The organism is Limnobaculum parvum (assembly GCF_003096015.2).
In the GTDB taxonomy this organism is placed as follows: Bacteria; Pseudomonadota; Gammaproteobacteria; order Enterobacterales; family Enterobacteriaceae; genus Limnobaculum; species Limnobaculum parvum.
This window is the reverse complement of sequence record NZ_CP029185.2, coordinates 1,576,267-1,599,555: the sequence shown is the minus strand read 5'-3', so window position 1 is coordinate 1,599,555 and position 23,289 is coordinate 1,576,267. Positions and strand designations below refer to the sequence as shown.

19 protein-coding genes are annotated in these 23,289 nt (G+C 45.8%); 6 read left to right on the top strand and 13 right to left on the bottom strand.

What is annotated here, in order from left to right:
• Positions 1–36 precede the first annotated feature (36 nt).
• The 5 genes from potA to HYN51_RS06480 all read left to right on the top strand — a co-directional run bounded on the left by potA (position 37) and on the right by HYN51_RS06480 (position 5,463).
• The gene (potA, locus tag HYN51_RS06500) at positions 37–1,152 is read left to right on the top strand and encodes a spermidine/putrescine ABC transporter ATP-binding protein PotA (protein ID WP_108899274.1); all 1,116 of its coding nucleotides are present in this window, start codon (positions 37–39) and stop codon (positions 1,150–1,152) included.
• Positions 1,136–2,011: a spermidine/putrescine ABC transporter permease PotB gene (potB, locus tag HYN51_RS06495; RefSeq protein ID WP_108899273.1), complete on the top strand. Its 876-nt coding sequence runs from the start codon at positions 1,136–1,138 to the stop codon at positions 2,009–2,011. The genes potA and potB overlap by 17 nt, the downstream gene beginning before the upstream one ends.
• On the top strand, positions 2,008–2,784 hold the full coding sequence (potC, locus tag HYN51_RS06490; RefSeq protein ID WP_108899272.1) for a spermidine/putrescine ABC transporter permease PotC: 777 nt from the start codon (positions 2,008–2,010) through the stop codon (positions 2,782–2,784). Before potB ends, potC begins: the two co-directional genes overlap by 4 nt.
• Before the next feature lie 65 nt (positions 2,785–2,849).
• A complete protein-coding gene (gene potD, locus HYN51_RS06485; protein ID WP_108899271.1) occupies positions 2,850–3,890 on the top strand; it encodes a spermidine/putrescine ABC transporter substrate-binding protein PotD in 1,041 nt (346 codons plus the stop codon).
• 331 nt (positions 3,891–4,221) lie between these two features.
• Positions 4,222–5,463: a Zn-dependent hydrolase gene (locus HYN51_RS06480; protein WP_108899270.1), complete on the top strand. Its 1,242-nt coding sequence runs from the start codon at positions 4,222–4,224 to the stop codon at positions 5,461–5,463.
• A gap of 889 nt (positions 5,464–6,352) precedes the next feature.
• On the opposite strand, the gene HYN51_RS06475 is transcribed toward HYN51_RS06480, so the two are convergent.
• The 6 genes from HYN51_RS06475 to lolC form a co-directional block, all read right to left on the bottom strand.
• Positions 6,353–6,805, bottom strand: coding sequence for an acetyltransferase (locus tag HYN51_RS06475; RefSeq protein WP_108899269.1), 453 nt, complete (start codon positions 6,803–6,805; stop codon positions 6,353–6,355).
• Positions 6,806–6,915: 110 nt separating this feature from the next.
• Positions 6,916–7,764 carry a Sir2 family NAD+-dependent deacetylase gene (cobB, locus tag HYN51_RS06470; RefSeq protein WP_108899268.1) on the bottom strand — a complete coding sequence of 283 codons (849 nt, stop codon included), beginning with the start codon at positions 7,762–7,764 and terminating at the stop codon, positions 6,916–6,918.
• Between the two features lie 28 nt (positions 7,765–7,792).
• Positions 7,793–8,704, bottom strand: coding sequence for an N-acetylglucosamine kinase (gene nagK / locus HYN51_RS06465; RefSeq protein ID WP_108899267.1), 912 nt, complete (start codon positions 8,702–8,704; stop codon positions 7,793–7,795).
• Between the two features lie 35 nt (positions 8,705–8,739).
• Positions 8,740–9,993 (bottom strand): lipoprotein-releasing ABC transporter permease subunit LolE, encoded by a 1,254-nt coding sequence (lolE, locus tag HYN51_RS06460; protein WP_108899266.1) that lies wholly within the window; start codon positions 9,991–9,993, stop codon positions 8,740–8,742.
• Complete coding sequence (gene lolD, locus HYN51_RS06455) at positions 9,993–10,697, bottom strand: lipoprotein-releasing ABC transporter ATP-binding protein LolD (RefSeq protein ID WP_108899265.1); 705 nt, start codon at positions 10,695–10,697, stop codon at positions 9,993–9,995. Before lolD ends, lolE begins: the two co-directional genes overlap by 1 nt.
• The gene (gene lolC / locus HYN51_RS06450; RefSeq protein WP_108899264.1) at positions 10,690–11,892 is read right to left on the bottom strand and encodes a lipoprotein-releasing ABC transporter permease subunit LolC; all 1,203 of its coding nucleotides are present in this window, start codon (positions 11,890–11,892) and stop codon (positions 10,690–10,692) included. Before lolC ends, lolD begins: the two co-directional genes overlap by 8 nt.
• A 418-nt stretch (positions 11,893–12,310) precedes the next feature.
• Here lolC and mfd point away from each other — a divergent pair, with 418 nt between their 5' ends.
• Positions 12,311–15,760 (top strand): transcription-repair coupling factor, encoded by a 3,450-nt coding sequence (gene mfd / locus HYN51_RS06445; RefSeq protein WP_108899263.1) that lies wholly within the window; start codon positions 12,311–12,313, stop codon positions 15,758–15,760.
• A gap of 85 nt (positions 15,761–15,845) precedes the next feature.
• Here the strand turns inward: mfd and HYN51_RS06440 are convergent, their stop codons facing one another.
• The 7 genes from HYN51_RS06440 to HYN51_RS06415 all read right to left on the bottom strand — a co-directional run bounded on the left by HYN51_RS06440 (position 15,846) and on the right by HYN51_RS06415 (position 23,039).
• The gene (locus tag HYN51_RS06440) at positions 15,846–17,150 is read right to left on the bottom strand and encodes an NAD(P)/FAD-dependent oxidoreductase (RefSeq protein WP_108899262.1); all 1,305 of its coding nucleotides are present in this window, start codon (positions 17,148–17,150) and stop codon (positions 15,846–15,848) included.
• 252 nt (positions 17,151–17,402) lie between these two features.
• Positions 17,403–17,942, bottom strand: coding sequence for an alpha/beta hydrolase YcfP (gene ycfP, locus HYN51_RS06435; protein ID WP_108899261.1), 540 nt, complete (start codon positions 17,940–17,942; stop codon positions 17,403–17,405).
• 83 nt (positions 17,943–18,025) lie between these two features.
• Positions 18,026–19,063: a beta-N-acetylhexosaminidase gene (nagZ, locus tag HYN51_RS06430; RefSeq protein ID WP_108899260.1), complete on the bottom strand. Its 1,038-nt coding sequence runs from the start codon at positions 19,061–19,063 to the stop codon at positions 18,026–18,028.
• A gap of 167 nt (positions 19,064–19,230) precedes the next feature.
• Positions 19,231–19,818 (bottom strand): penicillin-binding protein activator LpoB, encoded by a 588-nt coding sequence (lpoB, locus tag HYN51_RS06425; protein ID WP_108899259.1) that lies wholly within the window; start codon positions 19,816–19,818, stop codon positions 19,231–19,233.
• A gap of 12 nt (positions 19,819–19,830) precedes the next feature.
• A complete protein-coding gene (hinT, locus tag HYN51_RS06420; RefSeq protein WP_108899258.1) occupies positions 19,831–20,181 on the bottom strand; it encodes a purine nucleoside phosphoramidase in 351 nt (116 codons plus the stop codon).
• A 75-nt stretch (positions 20,182–20,256) separates the two neighbouring features.
• The gene (locus HYN51_RS16305) at positions 20,257–20,409 is read right to left on the bottom strand and encodes a hypothetical protein (RefSeq protein ID WP_157952995.1); all 153 of its coding nucleotides are present in this window, start codon (positions 20,407–20,409) and stop codon (positions 20,257–20,259) included.
• A 176-nt stretch (positions 20,410–20,585) separates the two neighbouring features.
• On the bottom strand, positions 20,586–23,039 hold the full coding sequence (locus HYN51_RS06415) for an autotransporter family protein (protein WP_108899257.1): 2,454 nt from the start codon (positions 23,037–23,039) through the stop codon (positions 20,586–20,588).
• Positions 23,040–23,289 lie beyond the last annotated feature (250 nt).

Genomic DNA, 23,289 nt, shown 5'->3' with positions numbered 1-23,289 from the left:
TCTGCCTCAATCCACGGGATAGAGTAACTAAATTAAATGACTGATAACACCTCTATTTTACCGGTTGTCGAACTTAAAAACGTACGTAAAGCTTTCGACGGTCGTGACATCATTAACCATTTTAATTTAACGATTAATGATGGTGAGTTCCTGACAATTCTGGGCCCTTCCGGCTGCGGAAAAACGACAGTACTTCGTCTGATTGCCGGTTTAGAAACCGTTGATGATGGACAGATTTTACTGACCAATCAGGATATTACGCACCAGCCTGCGGAACAACGGCATGTTAATACCGTGTTCCAGAGCTATGCGCTATTCCCACATATGACGATTTTTGAAAACGTCGCTTTTGGCCTGCGTATGCAAAAAACGCCGGCAGACCAGATTACGCCTCGCGTAATGGACGCGCTGAAGATGGTACAACTGGACTCTTATGCCCAGCGTAAACCTCATCAGCTTTCCGGTGGTCAACAGCAGCGCGTTGCCATTGCTCGTGCCGTTGTGAATAAGCCAAAAGTTTTACTGCTGGATGAATCACTGTCTGCACTGGATTACAAACTACGTAAGCAGATGCAGAGTGAACTACAGGCATTACAACGCAAATTAGGCATCACCTTCGTATTCGTTACTCACGATCAGGAAGAAGCGCTGACCATGTCTGACCGTATTGTGGTTATGCGTAACGGTCAAATCGAACAAGATGGTACTCCTCGTGAAATCTACGAAGAGCCAAAAAATATGTTCGTTGCTCGCTTTATCGGTGAAATTAACGAATTCGATGCGGTGATTATCAACCGTATTGATGAAAAACGCGTCTGGGCCAACGTTGAAGGCCGGGAGTGCGGTATTCTGACCGATCTGGATGTACAACCCGGGGATAAAGTTAAAGTTCTACTGCGTCCTGAAGACCTTGCTGTTGTGGCCGTTAAAGACGGTGAAAGAGTGGATGGGCTGGTTGGCTACATTCGCGAACACAACTACAAAGGGATGATGCTGGAATCTGTGGTTGAGTTAGAAAGTGGCAAAATGGTGACGATCAGTGAATTCTTCAACGAAGACGATCCTGATGTCGATCACTCACTGGACCACAAAGTCGCAGTGACCTGGGTTGAACGCTGGGAGGTGGTACTGGCAGATGAAGGCGCACAATAAACCGTCACAGCGTAAGCTGTTTCAACAGGTTTCCATAGCGATCATCGTATCTTGGTTGGTACTGTTTGTTTTCTTACCTAACCTGATGATTATTGGAACCAGTTTCCTTACCCGGGACGATGCGAATCTTATCTCGCTGGTATTCAGTCTGGACAACTACAGTCGGCTGTTTGACCCGATGTATCTGCAGGTGGTATTGCACTCGCTGAATATGGCGCTGATTGCAACATTCTTCTGTTTGATTATCGGCTATCCGTTTGCCTACTGTATTGCCAGTATGCCAAAACGCATCCAGCCAATTATGCTATTCCTGTTGATCATTCCATTCTGGACTAACTCACTGATTCGTACCTATGGTCTGAAAATTTTTATCAGTACCAAAGGCGTATTGAACCAGATCTTGTTAGGCATTGGTCTCATTGATGAACCACTGCGTATCATGTACTCACAGGAAGCGGTGATCATTGGTTTAGTCTATATTCTGCTACCGTTTATGGTGCTTCCGCTCTATTCCAGTATCGAAAAACTGGATAAAAACTATATTGAGGCAGCCCGGGATCTGGGGGCGAAAAAGGTTCAGACTTTTATCCGCGTCATTATTCCATTAACCATGCCGGGTATTATTGCCGGTTGTTTACTGGTTTTACTGCCGGCGATGGGCATGTTCTATATTGCAGACCTGCTGGGTGGTGCAAAGAACCTACTCGTTGGTAACGTAATAAAGAACCAGTTCCTGAGATTGCGCGACTGGCCATTCGGTGCAGCAACCAGTATTAGCTTAACCATCCTGATGGGTCTGATGCTGTATTTCTATTACCGTGTAGCTAAGTTACTTAACCGGAAGGATGAACTGGAATGATTGGACGCCTTTTCCGTGGCGGCTTTATGACCGCTGTTTATGCCTTTTTATATATCCCGATCGGTATTCTGATCGTAAACTCCTTTAACTCAGCAAAGTATGGTGTGACTTGGAAAGGGTTTACCACCCAGTGGTATGAAATCCTGTTGAACAACGACAGCCTGTTACAGGCTGCCGGTCACTCGGTGGTAATTGCCACCTTCTCTGCCACCTTCGCGACACTGATTGGTTCACTGACGGCAGTGGCACTATATCGCTATCAGTTCCGCGGCAAGCACTTTGTTAGCGGCATGCTGTTTGTGGTGATGATGTCTCCGGATATTGTAATGGCCATATCGCTGTTAGCGTTGTATATGTTACTGGGGTTATCGCTCGGTTTCTGGTCACTAATGTTGGCGCATATCACTTTCTGTCTGCCTTTCGTTGTCATTACCGTTTACTCTCGTCTGAAAGGTTTTGACGTCAGAATGTTGGAAGCAGCTCGCGATTTGGGTGCCACTGAGTTCACTATTATGCGTAAAATCGTGCTACCTATCGCTATGCCTGCGGTTATAGGCGGTTGGTTGCTGAGCTTTACGCTATCAATGGATGACGTTGTGGTCTCCTCCTTTGTGACGGGTCCATCCTATGAAATTCTACCGTTGAAGATTTATTCAATGGTGAAAGTGGGTATGTCTCCAGAAGTGAACGCATTAGCCACCATTATGCTAGCGTTCTCACTGCTTATGGTGCTGGCCAGCCAGCTGGTTATGCGCGAGCGCAATACCAAATAAGTTTATCGCCGGAGCCCTGCTCCGGCGTTTCATCTCCACCGCTCCCTTTTAAGGAGATACGCTGAATGAAAAAGTGGTCTCATCTGCTGGCTGCAGGAGCCATGCTGCTCTCTATCGGTGCCGCTCAGGCCGATAAAGATGTCGTTTATTTCTATAACTGGTCTGAATATGTTCCACCGGGATTAATGGACGATTTCACCAAAGAGACCGGTATTAAAGTGATCAACTCGTCATTTGAGTCGATCGATACCATGTATACCAAGCTGAAAACATACAAAGACGGGGCTTACGATTTAGTCGTGCCGTCGGCGTATTTTGTTGCTCGTATGCGTGATGAAGGTATGATCCAAAAGATTGATACCAGTAAGCTGAAAAATTTCAAAAACATTGACCCTGCGTTACAGTCAAAACCTTTCGACCCAACCAACGAATGGTCCATCCCTTATACTTGGGGTGCTACAGCTATTGCGGTTAATACTGACGTTATCGATCCAAAAACTGTGACCAGTTGGGCTGACCTGTGGAGTCCGCGTTTTAAAGATCGTATTCTGATTCTAGACGATGCGCGTGAAGTATTTCCTATTGCGTTACAAAAACTTGGCTACTCCATTAATACCACCGATCCTAAACAAATTCAGGAAGCCTACGAAGAATTACGTAAGCTGATGCCTAACGTGGTCGTGTTTAACTCCGATGCGCCAGCTAACCCTTATATTGAAGGGGATATTGATATTGGCATGCTGTGGAACGGTTCTTCTTATATGGCCCGCCAAGAAGGGGTACACCTCCAGTTTATCTGGCCTAAAGAAGGTGCCATCTTCTGGATGGACAGTATGGCTATTCCTTCAAACGCCAAAAACGTTGAAGGTGCGCTGAAGTTAATCGATTATCTGCTGCGCCCTGAAGTTGCAGCCAGAATTGCTAACGAAATTGGTTATCCAACGCCAAACATTGAAGCGAGAAAACTGTTACCTAAAGCGCTAACTGAAGATAAATCGCTGTATCCTGACGAGGAAACCATTAAAAATGGTCAATGGCAGGGTTCTGTCGGTGAGTCTGGTTTACTGTATGAAACATTATTCCAAAACCTAAAAGCAGGCGGCTGATTAGCCTTACCCTACCTTTTAGCACAGATTAACTGATACTACCGGAGAATGGCATATAGCCTCTCTCCGGTATTTTTTTATTCTTACCACCCTGTTATTCCTTCTCTTCCCATCGTTCAGTGTAAGGACGATAGGATGTATATCAACTCAATGCAAAAATTAGACTAAGGTCTAAAGTATCCATTATTATGATAATCGGGCACGTTTTGCCGTTAATGATATTGCTTCATATGCGTGGGTTTATTTATCTCATCGTTTTCTGATATAAGGATAAATACTCATCGCAATATGACACAGCCTGAAATTTGAGGGTGACAAGAGGATAACTGGAATGGTTCAAGCACTAACAAAGCAATCGGCTCTCGATCTTTTTGAGCAAATTACAACCTTCAGCGTTAATGATTCAACACCCGGAATTACCCGCCTAGCCTACTCAAAAGAAGATGAACAAGCCCATAAACTGATGATGGATAAAATACAACAAATGGGGTTGCAAGTGCGCCAAGATTCGATGGGGAATATTTTCGCTCGCCTGCCTGGCAAAAATCCGGAACTACCGGCTATCGGTACGGGATCCCACATTGATTCGGTACCTCAAGGTGGGGCTTATGATGGTGTTATCGGTGTTATTGCTGGCTTATATGCCATCTCCCAGTTTAAACCCCAACAATTAAAACGCTCCCTTGAGCTAGTGATCTTCCGCGCTGAAGAGTCCAGCCGCTTTGGTTTTGCCTGTATGGCCAGTAAAGTGATGTCCGGTCAGGCCGACGTTGATAAGTGGGCAAAAAATACCGACAGTGAAGGCAACAATATTTTTCAGGTATTAGATAACTGTGGTTATCAAAGCCAGAAATTAGATGAGTGCCGTCTGCCTGCGAATTACTTCGATGCTTTTATCGAAACTCATATTGAGCAAGGCAAAGTGCTGGAACATCAACATAAGCGTATTGGTGTGGTTAACGGTATTGCTGCCCCCTGTCGCTATCGTGTTGAGGTTCATGGTCACGCAGACCACTCTGGTGCAACGCCAATGTCTCAACGCCATGATGCATTAGTAGCCAGCGCCGCTATTATTACTGATATCAACGCCGCCGCTTGCTATGAGTCTACTTATGGAACGGTGGGTACCGTGGGTCGTCTTGATGTAACGCCTAATGCCATAAACGTTATTCCGGGGGATGTCACTTTCTATGTAGATATCCGTGGCGTAGATAAAGCCAGTGTTAACCGTGTGGTGGCTAAATTCCTATCATCGATAGAGCATGCTAAAGCAGCACAAGATGTTGTGATTCACGTTTCTGAGCTGGCGAATGATATGCCGGTATTGATGAAAGATGAGATTGTGCAGCGTCTGGAGCGCATTTGTCAGGAACACAGTGTTCCTTACGTTACCATGATGAGTGGCGCGGGTCATGACACCATGTATATGGCGAAAGACTTCCCAGCAGGTATGTTGTTTATTCCGTCAAAAGAAGGCGTTAGCCATCATCCGGATGAGTATAGTGAGTTTGAAGATGTGATTCTGGCGGCAGAGATTCTACGGCAGGCAATGGGAGAATTGGCGGACGCTTGATGTTTGATGTTTGATGTTTGATGTTTGATGTTTGATAAAATCGTTTAAATTGGCTCTAAAGGATATTCCGGCCGTAATGGCAATGTGCTTATATTGCCGGTGTGCCCGGCCGGAAGGCCATTTGTAACTGAGCCCGGTGGACGCTGGACTTAATCCGCTCTGATAAAATTGACTCCTGAGGACATTCCGGCCGTAATGGCAATGTGCTTATATTGCCGATGTGCCCGGCCGGAAGGCCATTTGTAACTGAGCCCGGTGGACGCTGGACTTAATCCGCTCTGGTAAAATTGACTCGTGAGGACATTCCGGCCGTAATGGCAATGTGCTTATATTGCCGGTGTGCCCGGCCGAAAGACCATCAGTACTTAAGCCTGGAGCGCGTTGGGCCTAGTCCCCCCTAGGGGCACCTTCGGACCAGCGCTAGCGCTGTTCAAACAGGCTTTGCCTGTTTGTCGTTGGCTCACGCCAAGTCGCCCCCAACGGCGGTCTCTCCCAACGATTAGCTATAGCTAAAAAAGAAAAAGAAAAAGAAAAAGAAAAAGAAAAAGAAAAAGAAAAAATATTCAGGGCAACGCCCTGAATACTAAACAATCCTTTGACCTTCTTCTGTTAACCTTTAAAAGCACTGGAATTCAGCTGACGACTGAGAGAGGGTAGCACGCCAAACATGAATGTTTGGCGAGGCATGGCTTCGTCTGGAACGAATCCATGCCGGTGCGTAAGCCCGAGTGAAGGAGGAAGGCAGTCGCGTAGCGACCTTCATTCGTGTGCGAAGGCGCGGAGGTGCAGGAAGCGTTCGCCTTAACGCCTCTTGCTCGACCGCCGCACGGTAGTTTGATAACACACCACCCTAATTGCGGGCGAAACTGACTCAAAACGCAATACCTAACTAACTTCCCGACTTCAACCTCAACTGCAATATCGGATACGCTTTCCCCATACCATCCAGTTCAGATCGCCCCGCTACCTCAAACCCACAATTAAGATAGAAGCCAACTGCCTGCTGATTTTGTTCGTTCACGTCTACCTGAGTGATATGTTTCTGAGCAATAGCATAGTTTAATAGTCGTTTACCTAACCCCTGACCGCGATAGTCAGGATCGATAAACAGCATTTCGACTTTATCTTCTGCTATGCCAATAAATCCGCTGATACGGCCCTGCATAGTTTTGGTGCAAAACAGCGTTACCATTGGTAGGAATTCATTCAATATCAGCGGGCGAAAGAACTGAATATCCTCTTCTGGTAAAAAGTCATGAGTGGCTCTGACAGAGCGCTCCCATAATTCGGTAATCTGCGGATACTCTGATGCATCGGCAAGGAATATCAGATTGTTATTCATCTCATCTTGCCTTTATCATTGGTTTTAAGTTAAAGATGATCGGGTATATCAAATAATTAAGATTTTAGGGTTAATAAATAATCCCCTTATTTATTAACCCTATAGCACCATTACTTATTTACACAATCAGTTGTAAGCGTGTTCAGAAACGTATCCTGAATATATTTCGGTACCACTTCACTGGCTAAGCCATAGTGTTTTTCCGTAAAGCTACTGCCAACCTTGCTCTCTTCCAGATTCAACTCAACGGTATGGGCGCCATATAAACGAGCACTGCGTACAAATCCAGCGGCAGGATAAACATGACCCGAAGTTCCGATAGCAATAAAGTAATCGGCTTCAGCAATGGCCTGATTGATTTTATCCATCTCAAAGGGCATTTCACCAAACCAGACGATATGTGGACGCATTGGCTGTGGAGGCTGGCAGCAGTCGCAGAGATCGTTAACCGATATATCCCCTTTCCATTCACTGACCTTGCCTGATTTAGTACAACGAACTTTCATCAATTCGCCATGCATATGGATAACTCGCATATTGCCGGCACGTTCATGTAAGTTATCGACGTTTTGCGTAATCAGTAGAAAGTTATTGCCCAGAGAGTCTTCCAATTTCGCCAGCGCTTTGTGTGCTTCATTGGGTTGAATTTCAGGGTTGAGCAATTGGCGGCGGCGGGCATTATAGAATGTCTGAACCAGTTCTGGATTGGCTTCAAAACCTTCTGGAGTCGCAACATCCTCAATACGATGATCTTCCCATAGCCCGTCTGAAGCACGGAAAGTTCGTATTCCGGACTCCGCAGAAATGCCCGCACCGGTTAATACTACTACCGATGGATTCTGGCTGGCTTTCACCTCTTCACACGCTGAACAAAGTACGCTGTGGTAATAACGCATACGATGGCGCTGATGTCGTATATGTTTCACCCTCGAACGAAACAAACGGCGATGAACTCGCATGGCTACAAACTCCTTTTATTACCCGGATTTAATCCAATAAATTTAAAAATGCGGCACCACGAACACCGCCAGAATCGCCCCAGCGGGCCTTTTCGATGCGAGGTACTTTTGCCACGCTTAATAAGTGTGGCCTAATTCGCTCTGGTAACAAAGGATACATCTCATCAAAGTTGGATAATCCACCGCCAATCACCACCAGATGAGGATCGAGAACCGTAAAAATATTGGCCAGACAAACAGCCAGTAAGTCTAAGAAACGGTCAACATGTTCTACCGCCTTGGCCTCTCCTGCACGGTAATGCTGAATAATTTGCTGAGCCGGTAATTTTTCGCCAGTGAAATGCTGATACACCCATTCAAATCCTCTACCGGAAATATAGTTTTCGATACAACCCGCGTGACCACAACCACAGGCTACCCGAGGAATATCTCTGCCCAGGACTTCCAGTGCATCAACCGGCAATCTCAGATGACCAAATTCACCGGCAATATAGTGACGACCACTAAAGGTTTTTCCGTTAATAACAATGCCGCCGCCAACGCCAGTACCCAGAATAATACCCAATACGCTGGGATATTGACGGAATTCACCATCCCAAGCTTCTGACAGGGCAAAGCAGTTGGCGTCATTATCTATTCGTACAGGGCGCTGAATTAACGCTGCCAAATCGTTAGCCAGTGGCTTACCCATTGCGGCTGGGACATTAGCGGTAAATAGTTTACCGGATTCCCCATCGGGCATACCGGGTATACCAATACCGACCTTGCCCTGACACCCTAATTGACGGTCGGCCTCAAGGACTAACTCAGTCAGTGTTTTTAGTAGTGTCGGATAGTCATCACGAGGAGTAGGAACCCGTTTTTGAATCAGGCGATGATGATGTTCATCAAAAGCACCGAACTCTATTTTGGTACCGCCCATATCAAAACCGTAGTACATATTCCTTCCCTTCTCGATTATTAGTTCCCAGATAATTATTGCCCACTCAGCACTCGTGCCGGGTCGATACGGCTTGCCCGTCTGGCTGGATACCAACTGGCTATCAGGCTCAGAATAATGGATGTAACCAGTACGCTAACCACATCAAGCAAATGTAATTCTGACGGTAAGAAATCAATAAAATAGACGCCTCCCGACAAGAAATGATGTCCAATCATGTTTTCTATCATCTTAATGACATTCGTGAGCTGCATGGATACGATAACCCCCACGACAACTCCACTGATACTACCAATCAACCCTGCCATTAATCCGTACCAAATAAACACTGAACGAATCAACCGGTCTTTCGCCCCCAGGGTTCGCAATACCGCAATATCTGAGCTTTTATCTTTTACCGCCATCACCAGCGTTGAAACAATATTGAAGCAGGCAACGCCAATCACCAGAATCATCGCCAAATACATGATGCTACGTACCAATTGAATATCGCGGTACATATAGCCATAAGTAGAAATCCAACTGCGATAATAGGCATATTTACCCGTGGCATTCACCGCATGCTTAGAGACCACATTGGCAGTGAAAACATCATTCGCTTTGAACGCAATGCCGGTGACGCTGTTCCCCATCTCCAGATATTGCTGTGCATCGCTCAGTGGCACCATACCAAAGCTATGATCGAGCATCCCACTTAGCTGTAAGATTCCTGCGATATGCAAACGAATTCGTTGAGGCTGGCCGATTTTCATCTCACCGCTTGGGTCGCTACTTGGGATCATGACCGTTACCCAATCCCCTTGCTTTACATTTAGCTCATCAGCAATACCTTTGCCTAAAATCAGTTGCTGCTCACCGGCTTTAAACTGTTTCCAGGCGTTATCCTGCACGAACTGCGGCAAAGCGCTCAGCTTTTCTTCCTGATCCGGTTGTACGCCACGAACCTGAATAGCGCGCAGTTGCGTACCGCTTTCCACCAAGCCGGTAAATGAAATGAAAGGCGCTGCCGCTGCCACGCCGTCCGTTTGCTCAACCTTTTTTAATGCTTCAGGCCAGTCATTAAATGGCTGATCAACGGCCTCAATTTCACCATGAGGAACAACCGCCAGAATGCGATTTTTCAGCTCACGCTCAAAACCGTTCATGGCGCTCAGGCCAATAATCAATACCGCTACACCCAACGCAATACCAATGGTCGAAATGATGGATATCAGCGATACCATTCCGCTACGTCGACGTCCACGGCTAAAACGAAGTGCTATCTTTAACGACAGAGGCGCAGCAGACATTACTCAGCCTCCAGCATCATTGACTGCTGACTCAGGTGGCCATCACGCATTTCAAGCTGACGATCGAGACGACGAGCCAGTTTCAAATCATGAGTCACCACCAGAAAAGCGGTGCCCTGCTGCTGATTCAGCTTGCCCAACAGTTCAAAAATACTATCCGCTGTGCGTTGATCCAAATTTCCCGTCGGTTCATCAGCCAACACCAGCGCCGGATTGTTGACCAGTGCCCGGGCAATCGCCACGCGCTGGCGTTCTCCGCCGGATAGCTCTGACGGACGGTGCGCCGCGCGTTTCTCGAGCCCAACCGCAGCCAACATGGCTCTGGCACGATCTTCTGCTTCAGAAGGCTTAACCTGACCAATCATTAACGGCATGGCGGCATTTTCTAATGCGGTAAAATCGGGCAACAGATGATGAAACTGATAGATGAACCCCAGTTGTGTATTACGCAGTTCCGCTTTGTTCGTTGAACTCATAGCGCTCAACGAACGGCCTTTAAAAATGACATCACCGGAGGTTGGAGCATCTAACCCCCCCAGCAGATGCAATAGCGTACTTTTTCCCGAACCCGAGCTACCGACAATCGCCATTAATTCGCCAGGTGCCATAGAAAAGGCGACGTCCTTTAACACTTCGGTTTTCAGTTTGCCTTCCTGATAAGTTTTGCAAAGGTCTACACATTGCAGTAACAAAGAATTATTCATAGCGTAATGCCTCTGCGGGTTGTACGGCGGCAGCCCGCCAGGAAGGATAAAGTGTAGAAAGCAGCGCCAACCCTATAGAGAACAGCGCAATAATAATGACTTGGGAATAATCGATAACCACAGGTAAAGCAACTCCGGATAAGGAACGCCCAATAAATGGCATCAGTGCATTCAGGTGACTGGAGAGCAAAATCCCGAATAATGAACCCAACAGCGTACCAATGACGCCTGCGGTAGCCCCCTGAACCATAAAGACACTCATAATCTGACGACGTTTAAGCCCCTGAGTTTTCAGGATAGCCACTTCCCCTTGTTTCTCCATCACCAGCAAGCTCAGAGAGGTAACGATATTAAAGGCGGCGACGGCGATAATCAGGCCAATCAACAACCCCATCATATTTTTTTCCATCCGTACAGCCTGAAACAGTTCACCTTTACGCTCCCGCCAGTCCTTCATCACCAGCCCTTCGGGCAGCGGTTGTTGACTGAGGGAAACCACATCCAACGGTTTTTGCATATACAAACGCCAACCGCTGATATTCCCCACCGCATAGCGCATTAAACGGGAAGCATCCTGTTGATTCACCAGCAGCTCGCTGGCATCCACTTCACTACCAGCACCAAACGTACCAATTACCGTAAACAATCGTTGGCTGGGAATACGCCCCATCGGCGTAAACTGGCTGGCTCCGGTCACCATAATTCTGATCTGATCCCCGAGTTTAATTCCCAACTGTTCTGCCAGCTTCTCACCGAGAATTACCCGGTAGCTGCCTGGCTCTAGTTGGGAAACATGGGTACCATAAACAGCACCTGCCAGTGGATCATTATCTTCTTTATTGATACCCAACATGACGCCGACAGAGAGCCCCTTGGCGCTCTGTAAAACCACATCACCGGTGGTTAACGGAACAATGCGTGTTACACCCGGCAGTGATGATAGCTGGGTAACGGGATGTTCCTGAGGATTGACGTTCCCCTGCTTGGTGGTGACTAACGCCTGTGGCATCAATCCCAGAATATTCTTTTCCAGCTCCTGCTCGAAGCCATTCATTACCGATAATACGGTAATCAATGCCATCACACCGAGGGTAATACCGATGGTGGACAACCACGAGACAAACTGGCTAAACCGGTCTGACGCTCTTCCACGCATGTAGCGCAGACCTATAAATAACGCAACGGGTTGATACATTAAGATCTATTTACTCTTTTTATGGACGCTCACCGTTGAGTACTTCCCGGTAAGTCAGTCAGCCAGTAATAAAAATCATCGTATGGTGACAAACGCTTTCATTGCGTTATCACTCAGCGATAATAAAGGCTGATGGCACTTTATGGAACCTTTAAGCGCTTATCTGCCGATATTTCTTCCGGCGCATTTTATCATTGATATACCAATGGAAAAATCCCTGTTACTCGAACCTTTACACAGATTTAAATCTTATTTCACCGGACAACACCCCATAGATTAGATTAAAATAGAACGCACCATGACCTGTGGCATAACGCGCAGCGTTACGTACACTCAGCCAGATTGATATGGGATAGCGCTTGCAACGCCCGTCCCTGCGGGTTTAGCTACCTGCCAGATAAAGAGATTTTATTACAGAATGTCCCTTCAACATCGTTTTACGTTACCAGAGCGCCCGGGTGATCTGCGTCAGATCGGTCATTTATATGGCTCCTCCATTTCAGTTATCAGCGCTGAAATTATTAACCGGCATTCTGGTCCGGTTCTATTAATTGCTGCGGATATGCAACAGGCTCTGCGAATTAACGATGAACTGCGTCAGTTTACTCGTAAGCCGGTAACGACGTTGCCAGACTGGGAGACGCTGCCTTATGACAGTTTCTCCCCCCATCAGGAAATTGTCTCTTCACGCCTATCCAGCCTGTATCAACTACCACAGATGCAAGATGGCGTAATGATTCTGCCAATGAATACCCTGATGCAGAAAGTTTGCCCTCACTCATTTTTGATGGGGCACGCGCTGGTCGCAAAAAAAGGCGACCGTCTGTCGCGGGATCATCTGCGAGCTCAACTGGAACAAGCGGGCTATCGCTCGGTAGATCAGGTACTGGAGCACGGTGAATTTGCTACCCGAGGTGCCCTGCTGGATCTCTTTCCTATGGGAAGCGAAGAGCCTTATCGCTTGGACTTCTTTGATGATGAAATCGACAGTATTCGTCTATTTGATGTGGATACTCAGCGTACCCTAAATGAAGTGGACCATATTAATCTCTTGCCTGCCCACGAGTTCCCAACGGATAAGAATGCGATTGAGTTATTTCGCAGTCAGTGGCGTGAGCAATTTGAAGTACGACGTGATGCAGAACATGTCTACCAGCAGGTATCCAAAGGCGTTTGGCCTGCGGGTATTGAATACTGGCAGCCGCTGTTTTTCAGTCAGCCGCTTCCGGCCCTGTTTAGCTATTTACCAACGAATACTCTGTTAGTCACGCTAGGAAATGTCGAGCACGCTGCCGAACGCTTCTGGGCTGATGCTTCACAGCGTTTTGATAACCGTCGCGTTGACCCAATGCGCCCCCTTCTGCCGCCGGACAACCTGTGGCTACGTGTCGATCAACTGTTTTCTGAATTAAAACAGTGGCCACGAATTCAGCTTGATCATGAAAGCATTAGTAAAAAAGCGGGGAGCCTGAATCTAGACTATCAACCACTGCCGGATATTGCCGTTCAGCATCAGAATAAGTCGCCATTAGATAACCTGCGTCGCTTTATTGACACCTTTCAAGGGCAAGTGGTGTTCTCGGTGGAAAGTGAAGGTCGCAGAGAAACGCTACAGGAGCTATTAGCGCGCATTAAGCTACGTCCGGTGCTAATAAACGAACTAACTCAGGCCCAGCAACCGGGCCAGTATCTGATGATTGGCGGTTGTGAGCACGGTTTTCTAGATAATAACAATCAGCTTGCCGTTATCTGTGAGAGCGATTTGTTAGGCGAACGTATTATGACTCGCCGTCAGGATAATCGCCGGGCAATCAATACCGATACGTTGGTACGTAACCTCGCAGAACTTCGCCCAGGTCAGCCTGTGGTTCACCTTGAGCACGGCGTTGGCCGCTACGCGGGGCTAACCACATTAGAAGCAGGCGGTATTAAAGCTGAATATTTGATTCTGACTTATGCCGGTGAAGATAAGCTGTACGTTCCTGTCTCCTCTTTGCATCTGATCAGTCGTTATTCCGGCGGTGCTGAAGAGAATGCGCCTTTACATAAACTGGGTGGTGAAGCCTGGAGCAAAGCGCGGCAAAAAGCGGCAGAAAAAGTACGCGATGTTGCGGCTGAACTGCTGGATATTTATGCCCGTCGCGAAGCTAAACCTGGATTTGCCTTCAAACAGGATCGTGAACAGTATCAGCAATTCTGTGAATCATTCCCTTACGAGCCGACGCTGGACCAAACCAACGCTATTGGCGCGGTATTAGGCGATATGTGCCGCGCTAACGCTATGGACCGTTTAGTGTGTGGCGATGTTGGCTTTGGTAAAACCGAAGTAGCAATGCGCGCCGCCTTCCTTGCCGTTATGAACAATAAGCAAGTAGCCATTCTGGTACCCACAACGCTATTAGCCCAACAGCATTATGATAATTTCCGCGATCGTTTTGCTAACTGGCCAGTGCGCATTGAGGTGATGTCACGTTTCAGAACCGCTAAAGAACAACAGCAAATTTTAGAAGCTGCCGTCGAAGGTAAAATTGATATTCTGATTGGTACCCATAAATTACTTCAAAGCGATCTTCACTGGAAAGATTTAGGGCTATTGATTGTTGATGAAGAACATCGCTTTGGTGTACGCCAGAAAGAACGCATTAAAGCTATGCGTGCTGATGTCGACATTCTAACGCTAACCGCAACCCCAATTCCCCGCACGTTAAATATGGCAATGAGCGGTATGCGCGACCTATCCATTATTGCCACGCCACCAGCACGTCGCTTAGCGGTTAAGACCTTTGTGCGCGAGTATGACGATCTGATTATTCGCGAAGCTATTCTGCGGGAAGTATTACGCGGCGGGCAGGTTTATTATCTCTATAATGATGTAGCCAGCATTAACAAAGCGACAGAGCACTTGATTCAGTTAGTCCCTGAAGCGCGTATTACTATCGGTCACGGTCAAATGCATGAGCGGGATCTGGAACGCGTGATGTCCGACTTCCACCATCAGCGTTTTAACGTTCTGGTATGTACCACCATTATTGAAACCGGTATTGATATTCCTAATGCTAATACCATTATTATTGAACGTGCCGACCGTTTTGGACTGGCTCAGCTTCACCAGTTACGTGGGCGTGTGGGGCGTTCTCACCATCAAGCCTATGCCTATCTGTTAACCCCCCATCCAAAAGCCATGACGACCGATGCGGTCAAACGCTTAGAAGCCGTTGCATCACTGGAAGATCTGGGTGCTGGTTTTGCGTTAGCGACTCATGACCTAGAGATTCGCGGTGCCGGCGAGCTATTAGGGGAAGACCAAAGTGGTCAAATCACCACCATCGGTTTCTCTCTGTATATGGAGCTACTTGAAAGTGCAGTAGATGCTCTGAAAGAAGGCCGAGAACCGTCATTAGAAGACCTGACCCAAAGCCAGACCGACGTGGAACTACGAGTACCGGCCCTGCTGCCCGACGACTATATGCCGGATGTCAATACCCGCCTGTCGTTCTACAAACGTATCGCCAGCGCCATGACTGAAGACGATCTGGACGAACTGAAAATCGAATTGATTGACCGTTTTGGTTTGTTACCTGATGCGGCCCGTAATCTGCTACAAACCGCCGCCATACGCCAACGAGCCAAAAAGCTGGGCATCAAGCGTATTGAAGGTAATGAAAAAGGCGGTTTTATTGAATTCAGTGAACGTAACCATGTTGACCCAAGCTATCTGATTGGACTGTTACAAAAACAACCACAACGCTACCGCCTAGATGGCCCAACCAAACTGAAGTTTAATATCGACTTAACCGACAGAATAAAGCGATTGGAGTTTATCAGTGAGTTACTGAAAAATTTTGAACAGCATCGGTTAGCTTCTTAATTAACTGGCTATGATAACGGGTTAATATAAAGGGGAATTCAGCTATTAACTGAATTCCCCTTTAGTTTTGCATGTAATAAAATAATTAATGCAACTTCAACCTTGGTCGAATAATCCGGTTAATACTTCCCACCAAAACAATCAGTCCGGTCTTCACACAGCCAAACAGCGCGACCTGATGCATACGATAAAGAGAAATATAGGCCAAACGAGCCAGTCGCCCTTCGATCATCATAGAACCTTTGGTCAAATTACCCATCAGGCTGCCAACGGTGCTGTACTTCGACAATGAAACCAGCGAGCCACGGTCAGTATAACGATAGTTCTTCAAGGTTCCGCCGTTAAGCTGAGCCATGATATTGTGATAGCACAAAGTGGCCATTTGATGTGCCGCCTGTGCCCTCGGAGGAACCGGTGTGCCATCATCTTGCATACAGTTAGCACAATCGCCTAAAGCGAAAATGGAAGGATCCCGAGTAGTTTGTAATGTCCGTTCAACCACTAACTGATTGATACGATTGGTTTCCAGACCAGCAATATCTTTCATAAAGTCTGGTGCTTTAATGCCAGCGGCCCAAACCAGAAGATCGGCTTTAATAAATTCACCGTCCTTAGTATGCAGGCCATTCGCATCGGCACTGGTTACCATGGTTTTAGTTAACACATTGACGCCCAAATTGGTCAGCTCCTGATGGGCCGACGACGATATGCGTATTGGCAGTGCCGGTAAAATACGCTCACCTGCTTCAACCAAGGTAACGTTTAGCGCTTTACTATCCAGCCCTTTATAACCATAACTGTGTAACTGTTTTACCGCATTGTGCAACTCAGCCGAAAGCTCAACCCCCGTCGCTCCGCCGCCAACAATAGCAATATTGACGCGCTCTTCTTCATGAGGCTGAGAAGAAAACTTCAGGAACAGATTCAGCATTTTATTATGGAAAAGTTGCGCCTGTTTTGGATTGTCCAGATAGATACAATGATCCTTTACCCCCGCAGTCCCAAAATCGTTGGAGACACTGCCCAGCGCCATCACCAAAATGTCATAAGATAGATTACGCTCAGGTACTAGCTCTTCCCCCTGCTCATTATCAATACGTGCCAGACGAATAACCTTTTCTTCACGGTTGATATCCATCAGGGTACCTAACTGAAAGTGAAAAGCGTTATTTCTAGCGTGGGCCAGATAGCTTAATGCATCCACTCCATCGTCTAACGCACCGGTTGCCACTTCGTGCAATAACGGCTTCCATAAATGACTGTGATTACGGTCTACCAGAGTGATTTCAGCCTTTCCTTTCCGACCCAGTTTTTTACCTAGACTGGTCGCAAGTTCAAGACCACCCGCACCGCCACCAACAATGACAATTTTTTTAGTTTCTGTTTCCACGTTAATATCCCACTAAAAAATAAACCACAAATTCAGGTAATGGTTTTCTCTTATCGCCTTTTAAAACAACAGTTCGACTTGATGTTCATTACTACATTGGAGACAGAATATCATAGTTGGGTATTTGGTCATACCAAAATTGATATAAATCAATTTACATCATAATTACACACTTTAACTCTATTAATGCGGACGACAGACATAAAAAAACCGGCAGAAAACTGGCTGCCGGTTGATTATCTAAAAACAATATTATCGTTGTTTAAACGCTTTAATAGCCTGTAGATGGGGGGATATCTCTTTGAACTTATGCGACTGCTTTTCATCCCAAATCAATGGATAATAAGGGCTAAGCACTTCTGCACTATGCTGGCTATCCAGTGCTTCATCATGGCGAGAAAGTATCACTAAACAGTTATCCCGATTTTTGGTGCGAAACTCAGCCACACACTTGGTCGCAATGTCCAGATACTCTTCAGGGCGGTCAATTTTCCCAGACATATTCTCATGAGGAAACAAATTCGGATTAAAAATAGTTTGGCGAATACCGCACAGAAACCCTATTCTTTCAGCCCAAAAACCGCCAAGTCCAACGCCACAAATCAACGGTGAACTATCATCTGATTGCTGAACAGCCTTATCTGTCTCTTTCAATAAATATTGCATGTCATGACGCGGATGGCGCGTGCTGTAACTGATAAACCGGATATCCGAATCAATAAACTGTAGCTGTAAGACCTTCTCATGATTCCCCGGACTGGTTGAATCAAAACCGTGTAAATAAATAATCATCTTAGCCCCACTGCTTACCGGTGTACGACATCATTATCTTATCTTGCCCAAAAAGCGTGTTTTTGTTCAACTCTTTTATCAATTCAGTCTTGTCTTTCTTTTAACTGCTGTTTGTGTTGTTCCCAACGTTCGCTCAACTCACTTAGCTGTTTATTAGCCTGTTTCCAACGTGGTAATGCCAGCAAGTCACGACGCGTCATCTTATTTTTATGATAAAGCGGCGCAATACGTTCGGCATGAATACGCATGTCGGAAGGCAACCCATCCAGAATGCTTACGGCTCCCTGCCGATTATTACATACCAGAATCATATCGCATCCGGCATCCAGAGCGGCCTGACCACGCTCGGCGTAACCTCCCATAATCGCAGCACCTTCCATCGACATATCATCGGAAAACACTACGCCGCTAAACCCTAGCTGTTGGCGAAGAATATTCTTTAACCAATAGGGTGAACAGCTAGCTGGTCGAGGATCTACCTCACGATATATCACATGGGCCGGCATCACGGCATCCAATAGCCCCGCTGAAAACAGATGGCGGAATACCGACATATCTTTATCAAACAGTTGCTGATAAGTACGCGTATCGATCGGTGTTTCTTTGTGGGAATCGGCAGATACTGCACCGTGCCCCGGGAAATGCTTACCGGTTGCACGCATTCCTGCACTATTCATTCCCTGAATAAACTGGCTGGCTAACAGCATAACGACTTCTGGATCGCTGTGGAATGAGCGATCGCCTATTGCCGCACTGGTATGTCCGACGTCAAGTACGGGGGCAAAGCTGATATCAATATCCATGGTGGTCAATTCTGCCGCCATTAACCAACCGGCTTCCTGAGCCATCTGTTCTGCCTGGCGATCTTCCAGCAACGCAGCGAATGATTGCGGTGCGGGTAATTGTGTGAATCCCTCACGGAAACGCTGTACTCGGCCACCTTCCTGATCTACTGCCACTAACAGGCGATGATGAGAAGCCTCCCTGACCTGACGAACCAATTCGGCTAATTGCTTAGGATCGTGAAAGTTACGGGCAAAAAATATCAAACCGCCCACTAAAGGATGCTTTAATATCTCGCGCTCTTCGGCATCCAGCTCATAGCCGACAACATCTAACATCACTGGTCCCACATCAACCTCACTTAATACTCTGAATTAATATAAATCTGAACGGGCTATATATTTTATTATGTTTAAAACAACTGCCCTGTTATAAAAACAGGCCAAACCTGCATCAAACAGATTTAGCCCTTTAAAGAGACTGGCCTAATAAGCGATTCAATTCATCAACGTTGGGTATTTCCCTGACCAGACCAAACAATTTCACCGGTCGACGTCTGCAACAGCTGAATCATGATTTCCGGCAGGCTTGGGCTACCACTCGCGGAGGCATAGACCACATATTTAGCACCTAAATAGCGCGCCAAACTCACCGCTTTCGCCCGGGAAATCAAACTATCATCGCCTTGCAGTCCCAACGCCTGACGAGCTTCATTCAGTTTACTTTCTGATACCAGTTCAAAATGGCTGTTGGATTGCATCGCTTCTTTTAACGCATCCGTAGCATCTACCGTCGAAATACTGCCGGATGTATTATTTTTTACCTGATTCAGCAACAAAATCCCGTTATTCGTTTCTGCCGCAGAAGCACTAATCATCTTATTAACTAATGGCTGTACGCTGGCCATCCAGTTAATCGGGGCTTCCGGTGGTGGTAACGTAGGCGGCGTTGGCGGTGGCTGATACGGAGGCTGAACTGGCGGCGGTGGTGACGGAGTTGCCACTACCGGCGGCTTCGGTTGAGGCTTAGTACCATTACAGCCAGCAAGCGCTAAAACCGCCAAGCCTACTCCCAAAAACAAAATCTTTTTCATTCTCAGCTCCAGTTAACGGGATAGCATTGGCCCCAGAATTTTACCACCCAGCAAATGCATATGGATGTGGTAAACCTCTTGACCACCATGACGATTACAGTTAACTATCAAACGATAGCCATCTTCAGCAATGCCTTCCTGCTCAGCAATTTTAGAAGCCACAATCATCATTCTTCCCAGCGCTTGCTCATGTTCTGGTTTCACATCATTTATCGTTGGGATCAAAATATTAGGAATAATCAGAATATGGGTTGGGGCTTGTGGAGAAATATCACGAAATGCCGTTACCAGTTCATCCTGATAAACGATATCTGATGGAATTTCACGACGAATAATTTTACTAAAAATAGTCTCTTCAGCCATAGGTGCCTCTTATATAGAAATAAGCATGAGTCAGATGCTTTCAGTATGAGTGAGATATTCCTACTGTTTCAAGCTTTACGATAAATGAAAAGCATCAATAACTAGGGTTAAACCTGCAATAGCGGCAATCGCAATCAAAAAATAGCGTAGATGGAATCGCGTTCCCCTAGCGACCAATACCAGACAGCCAACCAGAATAATTATGCGAAAAATTGACGCTGAATCCATGATACCTATCCATAAATAGCCAGAAAGTACTAACGGCAACTAATTAAATATTTGAGGATTATAGCCCGAATACACAGGGATCACTATGCTGCATCAATAATGACAGGAAATATTATAAAAAACCGGCCTCAAACGAGGCCGGTAATAGATAGGACAGCTTGCACTAACTCAGAGTATTAGAAACGGCCCTGAACACCTGCATGTACGGTGTAGCCATCTAAATCACCTTCAAAACTTTGCAGATATTTAGCATCTACATAGAACGAAGTATTTTTAGCTGCATTCGCAGTGATACCTGCACCCGCTTGCCACCAAGTAGAATCAAAGTTGGCTTTAACATCACTATTACCAACTCTAACTGTTGGGTCACTACCAATAGTAGAGACGGCATCCAGTGTCAGATAAGGTTTAAAGATTTCGTTATCTTTATCTTGAGCCTGATCGCGGAAGTAACGAACACCCGCTCGCGCTAAACCACTGTTATAATCATCACCTTTGACCTCAGCTCTACCATCCTTGAAGCTTTCTGATTTCAGGTACTGATACGCTAATTGACCCTGTGGCTCGATTTTCCAGTTTTCAGTTACAGTGAATGGCTTGCCACCTTCTAGAGAAGCAATCACACCATAGCTATTCTGGCTAGCATCAAGCTCACTGTTATAACTATTATCGTAATACGTAAACTGAGACACCGCATCAATGTAGCCACCATCCTGAGCATAACGAGTATAGTAACCGCCAAAGCTATAAGCATTGGTAGTGATATCGCCCGTATTAACATTATCACGTTTAGTATCTTTAGCTTTGGTATGTTCCTGACCTAAAGTTACGGTTAAACCACCAGTAACATCAGTACCCGCATCGGTAGTTCCCTGATAGATATCACGGCCAAACTGAGCAAACATGGTGTCGATATCATAATTGAAACGACCCGCCGTAGACTCTAAATGAGATCCACCGAAACGGCCCCAAGTTTTATTATCTACACCTTTAGAGATTTGCTGGGTATCACCCATACGCTCATGCAGAGTACCAACCGTCTGATAGCCATACAGCATATTGACATAAGGTGCTGCTGCATATCCTGGAATCTCTGCGCGATAGTTATCCGGCAAACCGGCTGGAATAACAGGTAATCCGGTATCTGGATTAACAGGCAGTTCTTCTGGAACAGGAATCAGTTCATTACGTAAATACCAGTCGTTAGGATCAGTACCCGCTGCATCACCTTCATACAACGTATACTCATATGCATCAATCTTGACGCTCTGCCCTAAGGTAAACTTAGAGGTACTGTTGCCGTCAATTTGAACAACTTTGATACCATCATCAACGGTATAAGCACCCGAACCATAAGAGGTAACAAACAGACGGTGATTACCCTCTGCATCACCCGTTACGTGAATTTGATCAGAGTTGGTGCTGGCGTTACCTTCATTGAGTTCGGTATGAATGTAGAAATCACCATTACCTGACAGGCTGTTGGTCGTTAATACACGGTTATAAGTGGTACCCGTTGGTACGGCAAATTTGACGATACCGTTTGATAAGGCTAGGGAATTGATTTGTGAAGAGTCTGACATATTCCAGACACTTTTATTATTAACCACTAAATTTATAGACTGGTCACCAGTTGCAATACCTGTCAATGTTGACTGGTTATCCAAAGTCATATTTAACTTGGATGATGATGCAGCAGTAATATTACCTTCAACGATGGAACCGTTAAGTGCATTCACAACAACATCTGAATTGCCAGTTAGTGCAACTGCATCCTTACCTACTTTTAATGTAGAATTGTCTAGTATAACTTTCCAACCACCATCTTTTGCATTAACACCTGTATCTGCAGCACTCAATTTGGCATATGTGAAAGATAACTCTCCGCCCGTACCTGTACCATCCAGTTCTATTAAGTCCGTTGCTGCTGTTGAAATATTACTTAAGACAGCATTATGACCGATGAACATGCGGGAACCATTTGAAGCTTGGATAGCTGGAGCGTTCACCGAGGTAATCTGTGCTGAAGCAGCTAAATTAATTGCACCCGCAGAATCTGCTTTAAGAGCAACCCCATTCGCTGCGATATTTGAAGCACCAAGGATACTTACGGTCCCGTCATTAACAGCAACAATCCCTGATCCTGTAGGCCCATTTATATTAATATTTATATCATTATCAAGCCCGATGAAACTGTTTGCATCACTAACAAAAATAGCAGTTCCATCTCCTGTGGTAACCTCATCAGTAGCTAAATTATAACCAGTGACAATTTTTGCCGCACTGTTAAACGTAACTTTACCGCCAGAAGTGACATTAATACCGTTACCTTCATTTGCTGTAATAAGTGCAACACTACTAGGTGTACTTTCAGTAATTGAATAGCCATCGTGTGCATATAGACCATGCCCAGTTCCAATAGCACCAAACTCTGAATCAGTTGAACCACCAACTGAAGTTAAATCCATATCAGAACTAATCGTTTCAACTGCAGAGTTCACACCTTTACCAATCTTGGTACCCGCTTCGCTAAAACTTGAGTACCCAGTGGCAGCAACAAGCGCTACAACAGGCAATGTTCTACTAATAAAAACAGATAATGGCTTCAATTTCGAATTAACTATCGACATATCTAAATATCCCTATTGATAAATATCATCTGCACCAGTTTATTCTGCTCAAATAAATCATAGCGCAACAATATTGTTTTCAATTAACATCGTTATCTTATTCTATGAAAGTAAGAGTAACGCCAAAAATATAAAAAAGCCTTAAACAAACTAATATGAGGATTTTTAACAGATCAAATGAAGTTAAAAGTACAAAGAACACACAGTCGTCTGACCATAAACATCCGCTACTCAATTAGAATCCAAAACG